At 45.2% G+C, this 16384-nt stretch carries 12 protein-coding genes; 5 read left to right on the top strand and 7 right to left on the bottom strand.

The genetic code is table 11. From position 1 onward, the window contains the following. Positions 1 to 674 precede the first annotated feature (674 nt). On the top strand, positions 675 to 1376 hold the full coding sequence (locus QT992_RS26440) for a DUF4079 domain-containing protein (RefSeq protein WP_333317032.1): 702 nt from the start codon (positions 675 to 677) through the stop codon (positions 1374 to 1376). 362 nt (positions 1377 to 1738) lie between these two features. Here the strand turns inward: QT992_RS26440 and QT992_RS26435 are convergent, their stop codons facing one another. The 4 genes from QT992_RS26435 to QT992_RS26420 all read right to left on the bottom strand — a co-directional run bounded on the left by QT992_RS26435 (position 1739) and on the right by QT992_RS26420 (position 8592). Further along, the gene (locus QT992_RS26435) at positions 1739 to 2617 is read right to left on the bottom strand and encodes a sugar ABC transporter permease (RefSeq protein WP_333317022.1); all 879 of its coding nucleotides are present in this window, start codon (positions 2615 to 2617) and stop codon (positions 1739 to 1741) included. 178 nt (positions 2618 to 2795) lie between these two features. Further along, a complete protein-coding gene (locus QT992_RS26430; RefSeq protein ID WP_333317020.1) occupies positions 2796 to 4259 on the bottom strand; it encodes a CIA30 family protein in 1464 nt (487 codons plus the stop codon). Positions 4260 to 4324: 65 nt separating this feature from the next. Continuing rightward, a complete protein-coding gene (locus QT992_RS26425; RefSeq protein WP_333342384.1) occupies positions 4325 to 5758 on the bottom strand; it encodes a transposase in 1434 nt (477 codons plus the stop codon). 314 nt (positions 5759 to 6072) lie between these two features. After that, complete coding sequence (locus QT992_RS26420) at positions 6073 to 8592, bottom strand: ATP-binding protein (protein WP_333342382.1); 2520 nt, start codon at positions 8590 to 8592, stop codon at positions 6073 to 6075. 490 nt (positions 8593 to 9082) lie between these two features. On the opposite strand from QT992_RS26420, the gene QT992_RS26415 reads away from it, so the two are divergent. After that, the gene (locus tag QT992_RS26415) at positions 9083 to 9457 is read left to right on the top strand and encodes a hypothetical protein (protein ID WP_333317016.1); all 375 of its coding nucleotides are present in this window, start codon (positions 9083 to 9085) and stop codon (positions 9455 to 9457) included. 136 nt (positions 9458 to 9593) lie between these two features. On the opposite strand, the gene QT992_RS26410 is transcribed toward QT992_RS26415, so the two are convergent. Both QT992_RS26410 and QT992_RS26405 read right to left on the bottom strand, forming a co-directional pair. Next, entirely contained in the window at positions 9594 to 10451 is an 858-nt protein-coding gene (locus tag QT992_RS26410) for an Hpt domain-containing protein (RefSeq protein ID WP_333317013.1), read from the bottom strand. 191 nt (positions 10452 to 10642) lie between these two features. Continuing rightward, positions 10643 to 11569 (bottom strand): DMT family transporter, encoded by a 927-nt coding sequence (locus QT992_RS26405; RefSeq protein WP_333317012.1) that lies wholly within the window; start codon positions 11567 to 11569, stop codon positions 10643 to 10645. Positions 11570 to 11999: 430 nt separating this feature from the next. On the opposite strand from QT992_RS26405, the gene QT992_RS26400 reads away from it, so the two are divergent. Both QT992_RS26400 and QT992_RS26395 read left to right on the top strand, forming a co-directional pair. After that, entirely contained in the window at positions 12000 to 12803 is an 804-nt protein-coding gene (locus tag QT992_RS26400) for an SDR family oxidoreductase (protein WP_333342379.1), read from the top strand. Between the two features lie 180 nt (positions 12804 to 12983). Continuing rightward, positions 12984 to 13991: an NAD(P)-dependent alcohol dehydrogenase gene (locus QT992_RS26395; RefSeq protein ID WP_333342377.1), complete on the top strand. Its 1008-nt coding sequence runs from the start codon at positions 12984 to 12986 to the stop codon at positions 13989 to 13991. 188 nt (positions 13992 to 14179) lie between these two features. On the opposite strand, the gene QT992_RS26390 is transcribed toward QT992_RS26395, so the two are convergent. Then, complete coding sequence (locus tag QT992_RS26390; RefSeq protein ID WP_333341090.1) at positions 14180 to 14989, bottom strand: calcium-binding protein; 810 nt, start codon at positions 14987 to 14989, stop codon at positions 14180 to 14182. Positions 14990 to 15187: 198 nt separating this feature from the next. On the opposite strand from QT992_RS26390, the gene QT992_RS26385 reads away from it, so the two are divergent. Then, on the top strand, positions 15188 to 16168 hold the full coding sequence (locus QT992_RS26385; RefSeq protein WP_333317004.1) for an ATP-binding cassette domain-containing protein: 981 nt from the start codon (positions 15188 to 15190) through the stop codon (positions 16166 to 16168). The last annotated feature ends 216 nt before the right edge of the window (positions 16169 to 16384 follow it).

Here is a 16384-nt window from a genome sequence, read left to right as displayed (position 1 = left end):
TATCAATTACGCACTTGATTTAGCTAAACACTTGATCTTATCATGTTTTAGGTTGAAATTAAGATGCGTTTACCCTGCTTTGGCAGTGGGTTCAATTAGTGGATTGCCTCCCTAAACTTCAGGGCTTAAACCGTTCCAAATTAGGTCTTCAAATTATAACTTATCCGGGTCATTTGGTTGAGTTCGGCGCAGAAGTGATTTCACTCTCGCTAGGAGTTCTTCAATACTGAAAAGCCAGTAACATATAGGCTCAAAGTGATGCAGGGAATTAGTGGCTAACCGGCGCTGACATTACCGCCAGCAGTTTTAATTTCCCTGAGAACAAGGTAATTGTAATTGCTCCATTGCGTAATTGAGAAACCTGTAGCTCACCCAACGGCAACTGCTATAGCAATCCTAAATGATTCAGATAAATTTGTAGGGGTAGCACTACCCCTACAATAATTATGCAAATGATTTACGATTGCTATATATCTTCTTATTGCTTAACATCTCCGGTGAATTACCCCTCATAAAGCGTGTTTGTAGTCAGGACTTTAGCCCTCTCTATGCGGCTGAATAATCACTATTAGTCCTGACTACAAACTTACTGTGCTTAGATCGCCGGGTATGATATTATGTATCGCAAAAACCGGGTTGATGAAGCCAACCCTCCTCAACAAAAAAGGAACTCTATGGAATTTAAAGATTTTCTGGGTTTGCTGCATCCTATTTTAGCTGTAGTGATTGTTTTTCCTATGCTTGGTGTTGTTCTGAATATGGCGTGGCAAACTATGCAGCGTCGGAAGCAAATTGCGATCGACACCAAGAGCAAAATTCCACCTGTAGTCGGTTCCGAACACGTCAAAGCAGGTCGAATTCTGTCAGGTTCTGTGGTAGGAGTGACGTTGGTGGGTCTAGCCTACCCGATTTTTGAGCATATTTTGAGCAAGGATGTTTGGAGCAAAAACTCGTTTCAGGTCATTTTCATCATTCTGATGTTTGTTGCTACGATCGGCTCTTTGGTAATGCTATATCGAGCGACACCCGCTTTATGGCGCGGCATATTTGCGACCCTAACAGGTACTGGTTTGGTGATTCTTGGCACTCAAGATGGCGTTTATCGGCGAACCAATGAATGGTATTGGTCTCACTACTACATTGGCATCACCGCTGCGCTAATTATGGTTTTTTCCCTTGCCATCATTGAAGACATTTACAAAGACCGCTCAAATCGCTGGCGCACTATCCATGTGATCTTGAACTCGATCGCTGTGCTGCTGTTTCTGGGACAGGGAATGACCGGAACCAGAGATTTATTAGAAATTCCTCTGAACTGGCAGAAACCCTATATTTATACCTGTGATTTCACCAATAAGACCTGCCCAAAACCGTGAGCGATCGCATTACTTCGAGATTCAAGTCTAAAATTAGTAGAAATTAGAAGGGCGGGACACCCCACAAGCAATTTGATCTATTGTGGAACAGGCATCTTGCCTGTTCTTGAGATGTGATGTATTGTGGAACAGGCATCTTGCCTGTTCTGGAGATGTGATCTATTGTGGAACAGGCATCTTGCCTGTTCTGGAGATGTGATCTATTGTGGAACAGGCATCTTGCCTGTTATTGAGATGTGATCTATTGTGGAACAGGCATCTTGCCTGTTATTGAGATGTGATCTATTGTGGAACAGGCATCTTGCCTGTTATTGAGATAAGAATGGTGCAATATCTCAGTCACTACTAATCAGTAATACATCTTAATCATTGCGAGTCAAACCCTGAAGGCTAACTTGCAAAATCGACAAACCCAAAATTAGCAAAAACAAAACCAGCCCGATCGTACAAGCATAGCCAATTTCCAAATCCTTAAAAGCCCGTTCGTAAAGATAATAAACCACAGTCTTAGAACTATTGCGAGGCCCGCCCTGAGTCATAATATAAACTTCTTCAAAAACCTTAGTAGCAGAAATCGCCGAAATTACCGCTACCAAAACTAAATAAGGCTTCATCAGCGGCACAGTAATATCCCAGTGCTTTCCCAAACCATCAGAACCATCAATAGCAGCCGCCTCATAAAGTTCTGCCGGAATAGCTTGCAGCCCTGCCAAATAAATCACCATGTAATAGCCCAATCCTTTCCAGATAGTAACCGCCATGACGCTAAAGATTGCTAACTTCGGATTAGCCAGCCAAGAAACAGGAGGTAAACCCAACAATTCCCCCAACTGATTCAGCAATCCAGTCTCAGCAAACAGCCACTTCCAAGCAATCCCGGCGACAACCATTGAAATCACCGCTGGCGTGTAGTATGCTGCACGAAACCAGTTCATCCCCTTAAGTTTTTGATTGCACAAAATCGCCATTCCCAACGGTAGAACAACCAATACAGGCACAACACAGGTGAGATATAGCAGCGTATTCGTCAAAGTTTGCCAAAATACTCGATCGCCCCACAACCTCTCAAAATTCTTCAACCCCACCCACTGCGGCATTTGAGTCAAATCATATTCGTAGTTGGTAAAACTCAAATAAAAAGCTTGCACCGCCGGCCACAAAACAGTCAAACTCAAAATAAATAAAGCAGGTAGCAAAAACAAATAAGGAGTCAGGTTTCGTCGCAAAAAAGTCAAAGGCATAGTAATTGGTAATTGGTAATTTTACTCGTTAACAGGCAAGGCCTGGGAACCAGTTATAAAACTCGCATTTGTAGGATGCTATTCGGCGCACCGGCGCTGAGTCGTGGAAAAGATTTCTTGTCCCCCCCTTATTAAGGGGGGTTAGGGGGGATCTAGACTTCGACCCTACAAATAATAATTATTTAACTCCCGAAAACAAAGCCTGCCAGTCTCCGGGAGAACTGGCATTTTCCCCCTCTTTCACCTCAAAAGTAACCTTGCAAGCTTGAGGTTGTTCCAAAGCCTCCACGCACAATTCTGCAATATCTTCGCGACTGACTTTGCCCCTAATATTGTCTCCTTGCTCAAATATTAAAGCTTTGCCTCCCGGTTCTTCAGTCAAAGCGCAAGGTCTGACAACAGTATAAGGTATGCCGCTCGATCGCACACAATCTTCCCCTTTCAACTTCCAAGTCAAAATCCCCCCCAACATATCATTCATCCTGACTGCCGGCGGTTCTTCTTCCAAGTTAATTCCAGGGCGGCCAGGGCGGGTAACTCCTGCCGAACTCACCATCACAAATCGCGGCAAAGTCTGTCCCCCATCAGCTTTAATATATTCTAACTCCAGTTGAAAAATACCCGGTGTAAATTTCGGGTTGAGCGCGCCATCATATTCAAACTTGCTCAACATTAACTGAAAAGAAAAAATAGTGCTGGCATCAAATTTAGAGCCATCTTTGACAGTTTTGGCGCGGAATACTGGAATTAATTGATCAAAAGGAACAGTGACAGTAATCCAGATATTGTAAACAGTATCAAACGAATAGCAATACCCAATTCCATCCCATTTAGCTTCGTTGCGAACAATCAATTTGTAGCGCTTGCCGTCCCCTTTGACACGCAGTTGGAGGCCGCTAAATCCTGCGAGATTCAGCGGAGTCTCAAAGTTGCGGGTACGCACCGAAGCAAAGCCGCCCGAGTTGGCGGTAGAAACATTGCCTGTGAAGATAGCTGTATTGTCTGTCAGCCGGATAGAACTTTCGCTGGTGCCGCCCATCACGATGTCGTCGAGGGCTCCCCAAGTTTCTTTTAAATCTTGGCTGGGTTTTGTGAAGTCAAAAATTATTTTTTCGCCTGCTTGAATTAGCTGGCGGCGAACAGCTTGCACTAAATTATTGAGGCCTTTGTATTCCACGATTTCGGGAACATCGACAACTTCCGGCATATAAAATTTGATGCCTTGATAGTATTTTTCCCGCGTTGGGGTGTCTCCTTCTACCGGTTGAACTTTTGTGCCGGTACAGCAGATAACTGCTTCTATGCCCTCGGTTACTAACGGTGTTAGGGTTTCTGCCAGAGTGATATCTCCTTCGACTAACTCGACATTTTTGCCGAGAATTTCTGTTGCTCTTTTGGTATCTCTGACGAGGGCTCGCACTCTATATCCCCGCTGTTGCAGCCGCTTGACAACTCGCTTCCCGACGCCGCCGGTGGCACCGGCTACCAGTATTAGTTTGGGTTGGTCTTTTTTAGTTTGGCTGCTGCTTCCAAAGAGTTGTTGCAGCCAGCTAATGCTGCCAATGAAGGGAATGACGCCGAAATAAGCCAAGGTTTTGAGAAACCGGCCGGCATCCCATTGGGCGGTTTTTTTTTCAGTCATAATAGCTTCCTCTAAATTGGCTCAAATCTACTTAGCTGCTTTTGTATTGTGAACGAACCTGACGGTCAACGGAGTACCGTTAGACCGCAGGCTTCTTTTTCCTTTTTTTCAAAGGCTTTTTTGAGTGACGGAGTTCCCCCGCCACTTTCGTAACTCAATGCAATCTTCCTGATAAGTTTAGCTGAGTTTTCATCTCGCTCCAATGATTCTCCACATTGACAGGAATGCCAGCGCTCCGATAACTCTTTCGGGACTTTATTGAGGCAGTTCCAGCAATGCTGAGAAGTTCCTTTTGGGTCAACAAACAAAACGCTTTTACCCAATTTCCATGCGACATATTTCAGAACGTTGGCGAATTGCCCGTGAGCAGCATCAATCATTGATTTATTCAAACCGCTCTTAGCTGACTGACCGTTGGGCAAATAAACCAAATTGCCATTCTCAATGTCAGTCTTGGGCTTGGCGCGTCTAGTTAGATTTTTAACAATCAAGTCTTCAACAACTAAAACTTCACACTTGCTAAGTAACTCATGTGCAGTTTTAAACTGAAAATCTAATCTAGCTCTAGCTACGAACTGGTGGAGTTTGGAAATCTTGTCCTTGATAATCTTCCAAGGCTTAGAACCCTTGACTTTTTTAGCTAGCTTCGCTTGAAGTCGTGCCAATTTCTGGGCCGACTTCCTCAAAAATCTAGGATTTTCAACTCTTTCGCCATTGGAAAGATAGACGTAATTAGTGATTCCCAGATCGATACCAACAGTATTTTCTTCAGTCGGTTGAATTTCTGCAACCGTTACGGGAACCGTTTTATCTTCTAGCGTCAGGGAAATATACCATCCATCCGCTTCTCTGATAACTGTACCCGTCTTAACTTTGAACTTTGTTGGTATTGGACGATGGAAAACCATAGGCACTTGACCTATTTTTGCGAGGCTAATACAAATCCTGTTTTGTTCATCCTTGATAATATCTAAGTTGTCTAATTGAGGATAAGTGAAAGAATTGTAGTAGTGAAGCCCTTTGAATCTGGGCTGCCCTCTACGATTGCCGTTTTTATCGGGCGTGGTGAAATTTGAAAAGGAAGTTTCAACTCTGTTGACGACATCTTGCAAAACCTGAGAATCCAACGCTTTGTAGTCAGGAAATAGTTTTTTGGTGTTTTTTAGGTCGGCAAGTTGTATCGTTTGCCACTGTACATATCCGCCTTCAATGTTCCAGAAAACATCACCTTTCTTGGTCAAAGAATTACCTGACTCATCCTTTTTTCTGCCGTCCCTAGTTTGCACCCTAGTTAAGGGAATATTTTGATAAATTTCCTCAATCGGGACTATCGAAACAATCAATGGGCAGGCGTTGATAGGTGTTCTCGTGGCTTCCCACCACCTAAATCTTTCGCCGAGTCGGTAGTTGTACTGCCGACGGCAGAGTTCTAAATGAGCCACAATAGTTGTTAGTTGGGCTTTTGTGGGTTTGAGGCGGTATTTGTACGTGAGTTGCATTTTTTAACTTCCTTTTTTCGACCTACCTTAATGTACCATTTCTTTTGATTTAATGTTTAGAAAGTACATCAAAATTCAAGGTACTCGCAATGTCTAATTGTCGGTTTCCGTCCGCGACACCCGACGCTTCTGGACATCCTACGGTAATTCCCAACGGGGTACTTCGCACAGCGCTCAGATTAATCCCCTCTAAATATACCGAGGGACTTCCCGGCTGGGAGTTAATCGAATTTTCGATTTGTGAATTTGGGCGATTTCCTACCCTTCCCGAAGGCGCGCGCGAACGGGATAGCTTCGCTAGCGCGGACTTTTTTTCACTTGACAATGGGTGTGGGAGGAGTCTGGCTCAAGGGAATCTCAATAATCAACTCGGTTCCCTCTCCGGGGGCGGAAATGCAAGTTAATTTGCCACCGTGTTGTTCTACCGCAATTTCGTGGCTAATCGCCAAACCTATCCCCGCACCTTTGCCCACCTGTTTTGTGGTAAAAAACGGCTCAAAAATTTTCTGGCAAACTTTTTCTTCCATGCCCCAACCGTTGTCCTTGATCCGAACTGCTACGGCTTTTTCTCCGGGACAAAGTTCAGTCACAATCCGAATTTGTCCGTACTTAATTGGCTGTTCTTCGTCGCCGTGAGACGATAAGTTATTGTTGACAAAGGCATCTTCGAGAGCATCAATTGCATTTGTCAGTACATTCATAAATACTTGGTTGATTTGAACTGCGTAACACTCTACCAAAGGCAGAGAGCCATATTCTTTGATGAGATGAATTGCGGGGCGATCGGGCTTCGGTTTGAGTCGGTTGCTCAAAATCAACAAAGCGCTGTCCAATCCGTCGTGAATGTCAACTGGTTTAATCTCTGCTTCGTCAATTCTAGAGAAATTTCGCAGCGACTGAACTATCTCGCGGATGCGGTTAGCTCCTACTTTCATTGAGCCCAGCAACTTGGGTAAGTCTTCAACTATAAACTCTAATTCTACTGCTTCTATTTGTGCTTGAACTTCTGGCGAAGGCGACGGATAGTGCTGCTCGTATAGCTGCAATAACTCGATCATTTTTTGACTGTATTCATTAGCATAGCTAAGATTGCCGTAGATGAAGTTAATCGGGTTAGTGACTTCATAAGCTACCGCCGCCACCAACTGTCCCAAACTTGACATTCTTTCGCTTTGCACCAATTGAGTTTGCGCCCGCTTAAGCTCGGACATCGCTGTTTTTAAATTAGCAGTTTTTTCCCGTTCTCTGGCGACTGAGGCTTCTAGTGCTGTATTTAATTTTTCGAGTTTATCGACTTGACACAGCACTATATTAATCATGGCTTTTTTCAGTTCCAATGCAGCGTCTATTTCGCATTGTTTCCAAGGCAACGATTTGTACCTCACATTTTCTTTCCACAGCTCGAAGGATTTCCGAGGAGAAAGTCGAGGGTTGCCCTCTTCATCTTTTTCAACTGGTTTGTTGGGGTTGCCCGCCCAATTTACGGTTTTAATTACTTCCGGGCGAAACCACAAAACGTAGATTTTCTGAGTCGGGGATATTGCTATGGCCAAACACCCGCTGGCAGTGTCTTTAAATTCCTCAGCTTCTGGATAGCATTTGGTCAGCGAGTCTGTGGAAAATATTTCTTTGTTTAGGTGATTTTGCACCCACTGAGTTAAGTATTTGAGCGCTTCTCCCTGAGGTGTTTGCCCGACTCGATAGCAATTGTCTCCAAATACTATTGCTGCTCCCTGGGCGTTGACTGCTTCTAGCAAATTATGCTGACATTTAACTAACACTTGTGACAAGTTTTCGGACGTGGATATGTCTTCAAAAATCTTGGTGAGAATAGATTTTAAGTGTAGTTGGTAGTCGTAGTCTTCGTTTCCTTCTTTTGATTGCAGTTCTAAAGACATTACTTGCCCGATAAATTCGCAGGCGGCGCGCAATTCATAGTTGAGGTGTTTTGGTGTATAGTTGTGGCAAGCAATCAATCCCCACAGTTTTTTGTCTTTGATTAACGAGATTGACATCGAAGCTGCAACGCCCATATTTTGCAGGTATTCTATGTGAATGGGAGAAACGCTCCTCAACACGCTGAAACTCAGGTCTAGGGGCTGGTTGGTAAGAGCATTGTTTCCTGAAACAAGGGGGACTGGTTGATAATTAATATCGGGGATTAACCTCAGCCAATTTAACGCATACAGTTGTCTGGCTTGTTTGGGAATATCTGAGCTGGGGTAGTTTAATCCTAAGAAAGGACTCAGCATTTCTGCTTTGTCTTCAGCAATTACAGCCCCGTTGCCTTCGCGGTCAAATTGATAGACCATAACTCTATCAAATCCCGATATTTTCCTGACTTCTTCTACTGTTATTTGACATAATTCTTTGAGATTTTTGGCACTTTGAATTTTGCTAACCGTGGCTCTTACTGAATGATAAAAGCTAAAAACAGAAAGGTTTTCTGGGCTGGTGGATAATTCTAACTCTACCATCAAAACTCCTTCTACTCGGTGAAGGATGCAGTCAAATTCTAAAGATTGACCCGCTTTTTTGACAGAGAGTTTAATGGGATTGACTGTTTTTAAGTTTTCCTTTCGCAAACAGGCATTGAGTTTTTCTAGTTGAACTCTATCGAATAATAAGCTCAAATCTTGACCGATCGCACTTTCTGCATCAATTCCTAACAAATCTTGCGTATTTTCACTGACTTGCAGTATTTCTAGTTCAGGTTCTCGTACAACAAGTAGCACCCCGTGTGGCTGAATATGCCCCGATATGTGAATGGGTTCTCTGTCGCAGTTTGTCAAGTCAACTTCTTCGAGTGCGGGAATTGTGATTTGTAGATCCATTTTCTTTGTCTTCCGCTGTAAAATTTCTAGAGGGTTCTATTGATTTGAGATTTGAGAGCAAATTGGCTTTTCCATAATAATCTCATATTGTTCGATCGCATAACGGCTCGATCCCTTGACGGACACTGAGAATCCATCATCCGAGAATCAGCGCATCAAAAATGATTGAGTCGAAAATCAGCCTGCCGTATGTGTTGCTGTTCAAGCCGCCTCAGCCTTCTAGATATTTTACAGACTTGGCTCTTCTATACTATCGCTTCCCTATGTTAATTATCATAGCAATTGTTGCCATTCTTCAAGTATGTTTAATAATTTCCCCCAAACTTTAATATTTGTGGTAAAATTTTGCCTGCTGGAAAAGGGGGAGAGAAATGCGTCTCCAGAGCGGCCTACTTACTGAAATATTAAGTTAAGGTAAGGGTGACAAGATCTGAAAGTCAAGTCACGCTAAGCTCTTTAAGTATACCCAACAGGCCCGACAATTAGACTGATGATCGACTTCAATACAGTTACCGAGTTTTCTTATACCTACTGCATAGCTATCTGTGCCTTTTTAGTTCCGGCCAACTTGCTGACTACTTTGCAGACAGCGATTTTGACAGGACTAAACCGACCTCGAATGCAAATTTGGGCGTCTGTGGTTGTGGCCACCCTTTGGGCTACAGCAATGATATTTCACGTTTTTACCTGGTTCGCGATCGGGGTAGTAATGCCTCCGACATACATCTTGCTAGTTATGGCAATCACTTGTCTGACAATCAATGTCTGGGCGATCGCTCATCCTGCAAGCATGATGCAATTAATTCGAGTTGCGGTATCAGTTGTTAGGGGAGCTTTCAGAAGGAAGAAGGATTTAGTTGTCTAAGAGAGACAGATATAGTTATCTAGCAACTCAAAAAGAATTTGGCAGGGGGTAATGTGAAAAGTTTCAGGGAAAATATTGGTTTCAGAAGAGTTTTTCGGGAGGCAAATCGTGCTTCCGAGGGCTGAGTTTTCAGGGGTTATTCCGGTTCGCGATCGCGACAATCTTCTGTTTCCGGGCCGCGGGGATGGATCGTGCAGTTGAGCAGGTAGCCGCCGTCGCTTCTGCCGTAATAGTAGCGGCATCCGATGCAAATTGCGGGAGGTTCGATCGCACTTTGGTAAACCGGATAATCCGCATTCGCCAGCAGCGAAAAGTCGCGCTGCGTCTGAACATTCCCGATAATAGCACCGGATAGTTCGACACCTTGGCGGATGTTTTCGATCCTGGTGTAAGGCGGCAGGTAAATGTCAACACAAAGGCGTATGCCCTGGCTATCCTGCTCGTGGCGGGTAATAGTGCCTCCGAGCAAACCGACGCGCGAAGCGATAGCCGAGGAAAATTCGCTCAGGGAGGTGCAGTAACCGGAGAAAACGTGAATATGTTCGTCCGTAGTAGCTCTCAGAGTCAGGCGAGTGGGAATTCGCACTCTCAGGTAAGCGTCGAGTTCGTCAAAAACCGGTTCGGCGAGGGAGAGCATTTGGCTTGCGTCTTCGTGGTTGAGCCCAAAACCCTTAGAAACCTTGGACACGAGGGCTGCTAAAATATCAAAAACTTCGGTTAAGAGCGATTGTAGCCTGCTATCAATGGCGATCGGACATTCTCTCAGCAGCTTTAAATAATCCTCCAACCGATGAGCAATGCGCTGAATGCTGCTAAATCCGAGCATAGCTGCTCTCCCTTTAATCGAGTGCGAGGCTCGGATGAGCTGGTGTATTCTTTGGGGAGCTGCCACGGTGTTTTGCAGGTCCTGCAAGCCTTGTTCGATAATTTGGCTCTGTTCTGTGGCTTCTTCGATAAAGTAGCCGATGATCCGCTGTAGTTGTTCTGGCAGCATAATTTTATTCTCCGAAAGGCAGCCGAGTATTATTAGTCATTAGTCATTAGTCATTAGTCATTAGTCATTACTCAGACATTTGATAGTTTGGAACTGATATTTAACTGATGAGTTATTGGGGTTTTTAAGCCCTAATTTGTTTTATTCTGACTCACGGCAACTGTAGTGGCAATGTCGAAAACTGTTAACTCTTAAGTGTTGACAGTAATTTTTTTTGCTCCGACGGTAGCGGTTGCTACCCCCAACAGCAGCACCGCAGCACCTGCGAGTACCGCCGGCCCCGGCATTTCCCCAAACAGCAAATAACCCAACCAACTCGCCGCCACCGGTTCAAACAAGATGGCAAGAGTTACCAGAGTTGGGGAAATCTGCATTACAGCCCAGTTCAAAATAGTGTGGCCGACTAACTGAGGCACAGCGGCCGTTAACAAAATATAAAAATATACAATGTCGGGGTAATTAGTATAAGTAGTGCCGAAGGCGAAGGGGAGAGGCAGCAGGACGATCGCAGCAACAGTATAGGCGATCGCGATATAGCCACCAATTCCCAGTCCCCGCCGCTGAGCTTCCCGCCCCAGCAGCAAATACAAGCTGACAGCCCAGGAACCAGCCAGAGCAAGGAAATCGCCTAGCAGTTGGCTGCTGCCGGCATTAGCTGCGCCCGCACTCCCACCAGCGATCGCCATTCCCCCAGTCAGGGCTATAGTAATGCCAGCGATCGACATTTTGCTGAGTTTTTCGCCGAACCAGAAACGCGACAAAAGCGCTACCCAGACAGGATTAGTGGTGACGAGGGCAGTCGAGGCGGCGATCGAAGTATAAGAAAGTGAGGTTATCCAGAGGGCAAAATGCAGGGCGAGACACAAACCCGCAGTAGCAGCATAGCGCCGAGCTCCCGGTTGCAGGGCGTTCCACTGAATTTTCCGCCAAGCCGGAAGCAGAATTAAAGCAGATAAAGTCAGACGAGAGGCCGCGAGTACCAGACTGAAACCCAAACCGCCCGCCCCTGCTGAAAAGTTAGCCAGCCGAATTAAGATTGAGGAAGTTGAGACGGCTAAAACGCCGATAATTAACACTAGGGCGATCGACCAATTAGGTGCTTGTTTCGGAAGATTCATTTTTTAGGCATTGGGCATTGGGCATTGGGAAAATTTACAAAGCAATTTTCGCACAAATTATGAATAATTTCTCTTCTCTTCTTCTCCTCTCCTCTTCTCTCTTCCTTCGTGTCCTAGCGCTTACGCGCGGCTTCGCCTAACGCGCCTTCGCGGTTCGTTAAAACTGAGATGTTGCACCATTCTCAATAAGGCTTTTATGAACAGGCTTTCCGGCCTGTTCCACAAGAAAATTTATCTTTTGTGGAACGGGCCGGAGAGCCCGTTCTTGAGAATGGTGCAAGATGTGAGTTTAAAAAAGCCTCATCGCAAATCACAGAAAATTGCTATACTCAAGAAATATTAATGTAGAGCGTGCCTAAAATTAGATTACCTCTGTTATAGTTTCAATACCGCCGGGAACGATTTCTCCACTTACAATTTAGAACTATCTATGGCTCCTACAGTTTTGATTACAGGCGCTTCTCAAGGAAGCGGCAAAGCAACAGCAATTTTATTTGCAAGTAAAGGTTACGATGTAGTTATGGTAGCTCGCCAGCCAGAGAGATTGGCAGCAGCAGCGGCTCAAGTGCAGCGAGAAGGCACTTGGGCTGTAGCTATTCCGGGGGATGTCGGCGACATTCACCAAGTGGGGGAGATCGTCCAAAAAGCCCTAGATGCCTGCGGCAACATCGATGTTTTAGTTAACAATGCTGGCATTTGTCTCACGGGGGCGATCGAGCACACTACCTCGGAAGACTGGCAGCAATTAATGAATACCAATTTTTGGGGCTGCGTTAACACAATTCAAGAAATGTTGCCACATTTTTTGCAACGAAAAACCGGGACAATAGTCAATGTTGGTTCCATTGGTGGCAAAATGCCTTTGCCTCAAATGACTGCTTATTGTGCCAGCAAATATGCAGTAACCGGTTTAACAGAAACTTTGCGATTGGAATTAGCGCCTCAAGGTATTCACGTTTGCGCCGTGCATCCGGGCCTGATTAACAGCGATTTTTTAGAAAGAGCTCAATTTCGCGATCGAGACGAACCCGCAGTCGAATTGCGCCGTCAGCAAATGAGCAAAATGCTGAAATCTGAGTGGGCAACTCACCCAGAAGATATTGCTAAAGCTATCTGGGATGCTGTGAAAAATCAGCGTGCAGAAGTTACCGTCGGCCCTGCTTTTGTAGCGTCGGAAGCTTATCGGTTGTTTCCCGGTTTGATGCAGTGGGCAATGGAAAAGGGCAAGTTGTGAGACTTATTGGTAATTGGTAATTATTGGTAATTGGTAAGGTGCGCCACAAGCACCAGACAAATTATTAGTAACGCGCATCAGTCCTAGGGATATGTTCACCGGAATATATACAACTAAAGAAAGAGACTGTGAAAGCCGCCCGAACACTATAATAATGGCAAACAAACCAGGACATACACCATGCAAATCAAAGCACTTGCAGTTACAAAAACAGGCGGATTGCTTGAAGAATACAAATTCGATGTCGCCCCTCCAAAAGTACATGAATGTATTATCAAAGTTTTAGCCTGCGGCATTTGTCACTCTGACTTGCACATGATTGACAATGACTGGGGTCAATCAAAATATCCCCTCGTTCCGGGCCACGAAGTTATCGGAGAAGTGGCAGAAATAGGGCCGCAAGTGACTCATTTAAAAGTGGGCGATCGCGTTGGTGTCGGCTGGCAAAGGTCGTCTTGTTTGCAGTGCCGCGACTGCTTGCGCGGTAACGAAAATCTCTGCGATGAAAACCAGGGATTAATTGTTACAGGGCCGGGCGGTTTTGCCGATTATTTGATGGTAGATTCCCGCTTTGCTTTTCCTATTCCCAAAGGCATCGATTCCAACGTAGCGGGGCCGCTGTTGTGCGGCGGAATTACGGTTTACGCCGGTTTGCGAAATGCGGGGATGAGTTCTGGGCAAGAAATTGGAATTCTCGGCATCGGCGGTTTGGGACACATGGCGGTGCAATTTGCGAAAAAATTAGGCAACCGCGTTACAGTTTTTACTACTTCCGAAGATAAGGCAGAATTTGCACATAAAATGGGGGCGGACGAAGCTATTGTAGTAGGAAAAGGCGAAATTCCTCAAGCCCCCAGCAGCAAATTAGATATTTTGTTGAGTACAGTTCCTGCTGCTTTAGATTGGGCTCCGTACATTGATTTTCTCGATTCTAACGGTGCGCTGGCTTTTGTGGGAGTTCCCGACGCACCTTTGAGCATTCCGTTATTTCCGCTGCTGATGAAGCAACGCCGAATTATGACTTCTCTCATCGGCGGTCGCGCTATGATTAATGAAATGCTGGCAATTGCAGAGAAGTTTGAGATTGAGCCGATTGTCGAAGTTTTTGCGATGGCGCAAGCGAATGAAGCAATTCAGAAAGTCCGCGACAATCAAGTGCGCTATCGCGCAGTTTTGACGGTGAGTTAGGATCGCGAATTAAATAATTTACACTCTTGAAAGTGGGTTGGGCGTCCCGCCCGCCCTTTCTGGACGGGCGGGACGCCCATCCCACAAGAACCATCAAAATTCTAAGTTATTTAATTCTCATTCCTTAGATAATGCGTAATGGGTAAGGTGCGCCTAGGGCACCCTACTAGAGATATATAAGCAACGAATTAAAGCAAAGAACTAGCATTAATAAAACGACCGTTTAAATCGGCTGGGGTCACATTCAACACAGTACCCAACAAAGCATTAGTAACACCGAATCTAATATTAGTAGCTTCCACACGGCCGTTGCCATCGGGATCTAGACTTCGCTGCGAGATGCCACCCTTGGCTAACAAACTCGTTCCCCCCGCTATAGTTGCAGGATTGATCAGCAGCAGTCTCGGATCGTTCAAGCTATAAGTTACCTGTTCCAAAGAGATATTGCTGCTGGTAAATGCCACACTAATTCCAATCGAATCGCTAGACTTATCAAAATCCACAATTGCCGCGTCAGGAACTTCAATTCCAACTACTCGGATGCCCGCTTGATCGACTCTAAAAACAAATACATCGCTCCCCCCACCACCTTGGTAAATATCCACATCTCTGTCGCCAATTAAAGTATCATTACCGTCTCCGCCAACTAACAAATCAACACCTTGTCCTCCGCGCAACAAATCATTTCCCGCACCCCCATCAAGGAAATCGCTATTTCTATCTCCTGTCAAGAAATCGTCGCCAGTTTCTCCCAAAACATCGTCATCATCTTTGCCCGCGTAAATAGAATCATTGCCGACACCGCCTAACAGACTGTCTTTACCATCGTTGCCGAAAATCCGTTCTGCATCTGACGAACCCCTGACAGTATCATTGCCGCCCACCATCCAAAGTCCCCCAGCAAAACTAGCAAGTTGTCCTGGTGCAAGTGTAATATTTTCAGGAGAATTGTCTCCTACCAAACGAGAGATGCCTGAATTATCTGGTGTGAGTACCATAGTTGTAAACTTTGTGCGATGTGAGCATGGATATTGTGCAATATTCTACAGCTTAGTAGGGTGCGCCAGAACACAGTTACTTCCTGACTCGCGATCGAGCAATCGCTGGCGCACCCTACTAGACAGCTCGATCGCTCCATCTTGGCACAAGCCTGATGGAAATACCCTAGATTAAAATAAAAGTTAAAATTTGAGCCGATGCCAATTATCTTAGTTGAAGACTTGAGCAAAGTTTATCCGGTAGCGATTAAAGAACCGGGGCTTAAAGGAACAGTGCGACACTTTTTTAGTCGCACTTACCGCAATATCAAAGCAGTTGAGGGCGTTTCTTTCAGTATTGAACCTGGGGAAGTGGTGGGGTTTCTCGGCGCTAACGGTGCGGGCAAAACTACTACGCTGAAAATGCTGACGGGTTTGATTTATCCGTCGGCGGGTACGGTGAGAGTGTGCGATCGTACTCCTTTCCGTCGCGAAGCAGATTTTCTGCAAAAAATCACCTTAGTAATGGGGCAGAAACAGCAGTTAATTTGGGATTTACCTGTGCTTGACTCTCTGCGAATCAATGCCGCTGTCTACGGCATTCCCGATGCAGATTATCGGCGGCGAGTCGGAGAATTGACAGAGATGCTGTCACTAGAAGGCAAGTTAAATCAGCCGGTACGAAAGCTTTCTTTAGGCGAACGCATGAAAGCTGAATTGATGGCGGCGCTGCTGCACCAGCCGGAGGTATTATTTTTAGATGAACCGACTTTAGGTTTGGATATAAACGCACAGTTTAGCGTCAGGCAATTTCTGCGAGAATATAACGAGCGCTATCAAGCAACGGTGCTATTGACGAGCCATTACATGGCTGACATTACTGCTTTGTGCAAGCGCGTTTTGTTAATCCATGAAGGGCAATTAGTTTATGATGGCAGTTTGGACGGATTGCTCGACAGGTTTGCACCTTATCGGGAAGTTCAGGTAAAATTAGCTAAGCCGCTGGCAAAAGATAGTGCTTTTGCTTACGGGGAGGTAGAATCTATTGAGGGACAATCGGTGCGGTTTTTGGTGAAAAGGGAAGAGCTGACGGTGAGCGTGGCGAAGATTTTGGCGGACTTGGACGTGATAGATTTGACTGTTACCGATCCGCCAATTGAAGAGGTAATTGGTCGAGTTTTTCGCACGGGAAAAGTTTAATGTTTTTGGCTGGCTTCATTCTCCATAACAGGCAAGATGCCTGTTCCACTAGAGTTCCAATGTTGTGTGGAACGGGCATCTTGCCCGTTGCTAAGACCGAAAAATTGAACAGGCAAGATGCCTGTTCCACTAAAGTTTCAATATTTTGTGGAACGGGCATCTTGCCCGTTGCTAAGACCGAAAAATTGCACAGGCAAGATGCCTGTTCCACTAAAG

It is taken from the genome of Microcoleus sp. T3_D1, from assembly GCF_036700405.1.
In the GTDB taxonomy this organism is placed as follows: Bacteria; Cyanobacteriota; Cyanobacteriia; order Cyanobacteriales; family Microcoleaceae; genus Microcoleus.
The sequence above is the reverse complement of the archived record's forward strand: the minus strand, read 5'-3'. Positions and strand labels throughout refer to the sequence as shown.

Coding starts and splice junctions, on each gene's coding strand:
- QT992_RS26405 (WP_333317012.1), bottom strand. CDS start 11,569: ATGAATCTTCCGAAACAAGCACCTAATTGGTCGATCGCCCTAGTGTTA.
- QT992_RS26425 (WP_333342384.1), bottom strand. CDS start 5,758: ATGCAACTCACGTACAAATACCGCCTCAAACCCACAAAAGCCCAACTA.
- QT992_RS26420 (WP_333342382.1), bottom strand. CDS start 8,592: ATGGATCTACAAATCACAATTCCCGCACTCGAAGAAGTTGACTTGACA.
- QT992_RS26400 (WP_333342379.1), top strand. CDS start 12,000: ATGGCTCCTACAGTTTTGATTACAGGCGCTTCTCAAGGAAGCGGCAAA.
- QT992_RS26415 (WP_333317016.1), top strand. CDS start 9,083: ATGATCGACTTCAATACAGTTACCGAGTTTTCTTATACCTACTGCATA.
- QT992_RS26435 (WP_333317022.1), bottom strand. CDS start 2,617: ATGCCTTTGACTTTTTTGCGACGAAACCTGACTCCTTATTTGTTTTTG.
- QT992_RS26395 (WP_333342377.1), top strand. CDS start 12,984: ATGCAAATCAAAGCACTTGCAGTTACAAAAACAGGCGGATTGCTTGAA.
- QT992_RS26430 (WP_333317020.1), bottom strand. CDS start 4,259: ATGACTGAAAAAAAAACCGCCCAATGGGATGCCGGCCGGTTTCTCAAA.
- QT992_RS26410 (WP_333317013.1), bottom strand. CDS start 10,451: ATGCTGCCAGAACAACTACAGCGGATCATCGGCTACTTTATCGAAGAA.
- QT992_RS26440 (WP_333317032.1), top strand. CDS start 675: ATGGAATTTAAAGATTTTCTGGGTTTGCTGCATCCTATTTTAGCTGTA.
- QT992_RS26390 (WP_333341090.1), bottom strand. CDS start 14,989: ATGGTACTCACACCAGATAATTCAGGCATCTCTCGTTTGGTAGGAGAC.
- QT992_RS26385 (WP_333317004.1), top strand. CDS start 15,188: ATGCCAATTATCTTAGTTGAAGACTTGAGCAAAGTTTATCCGGTAGCG.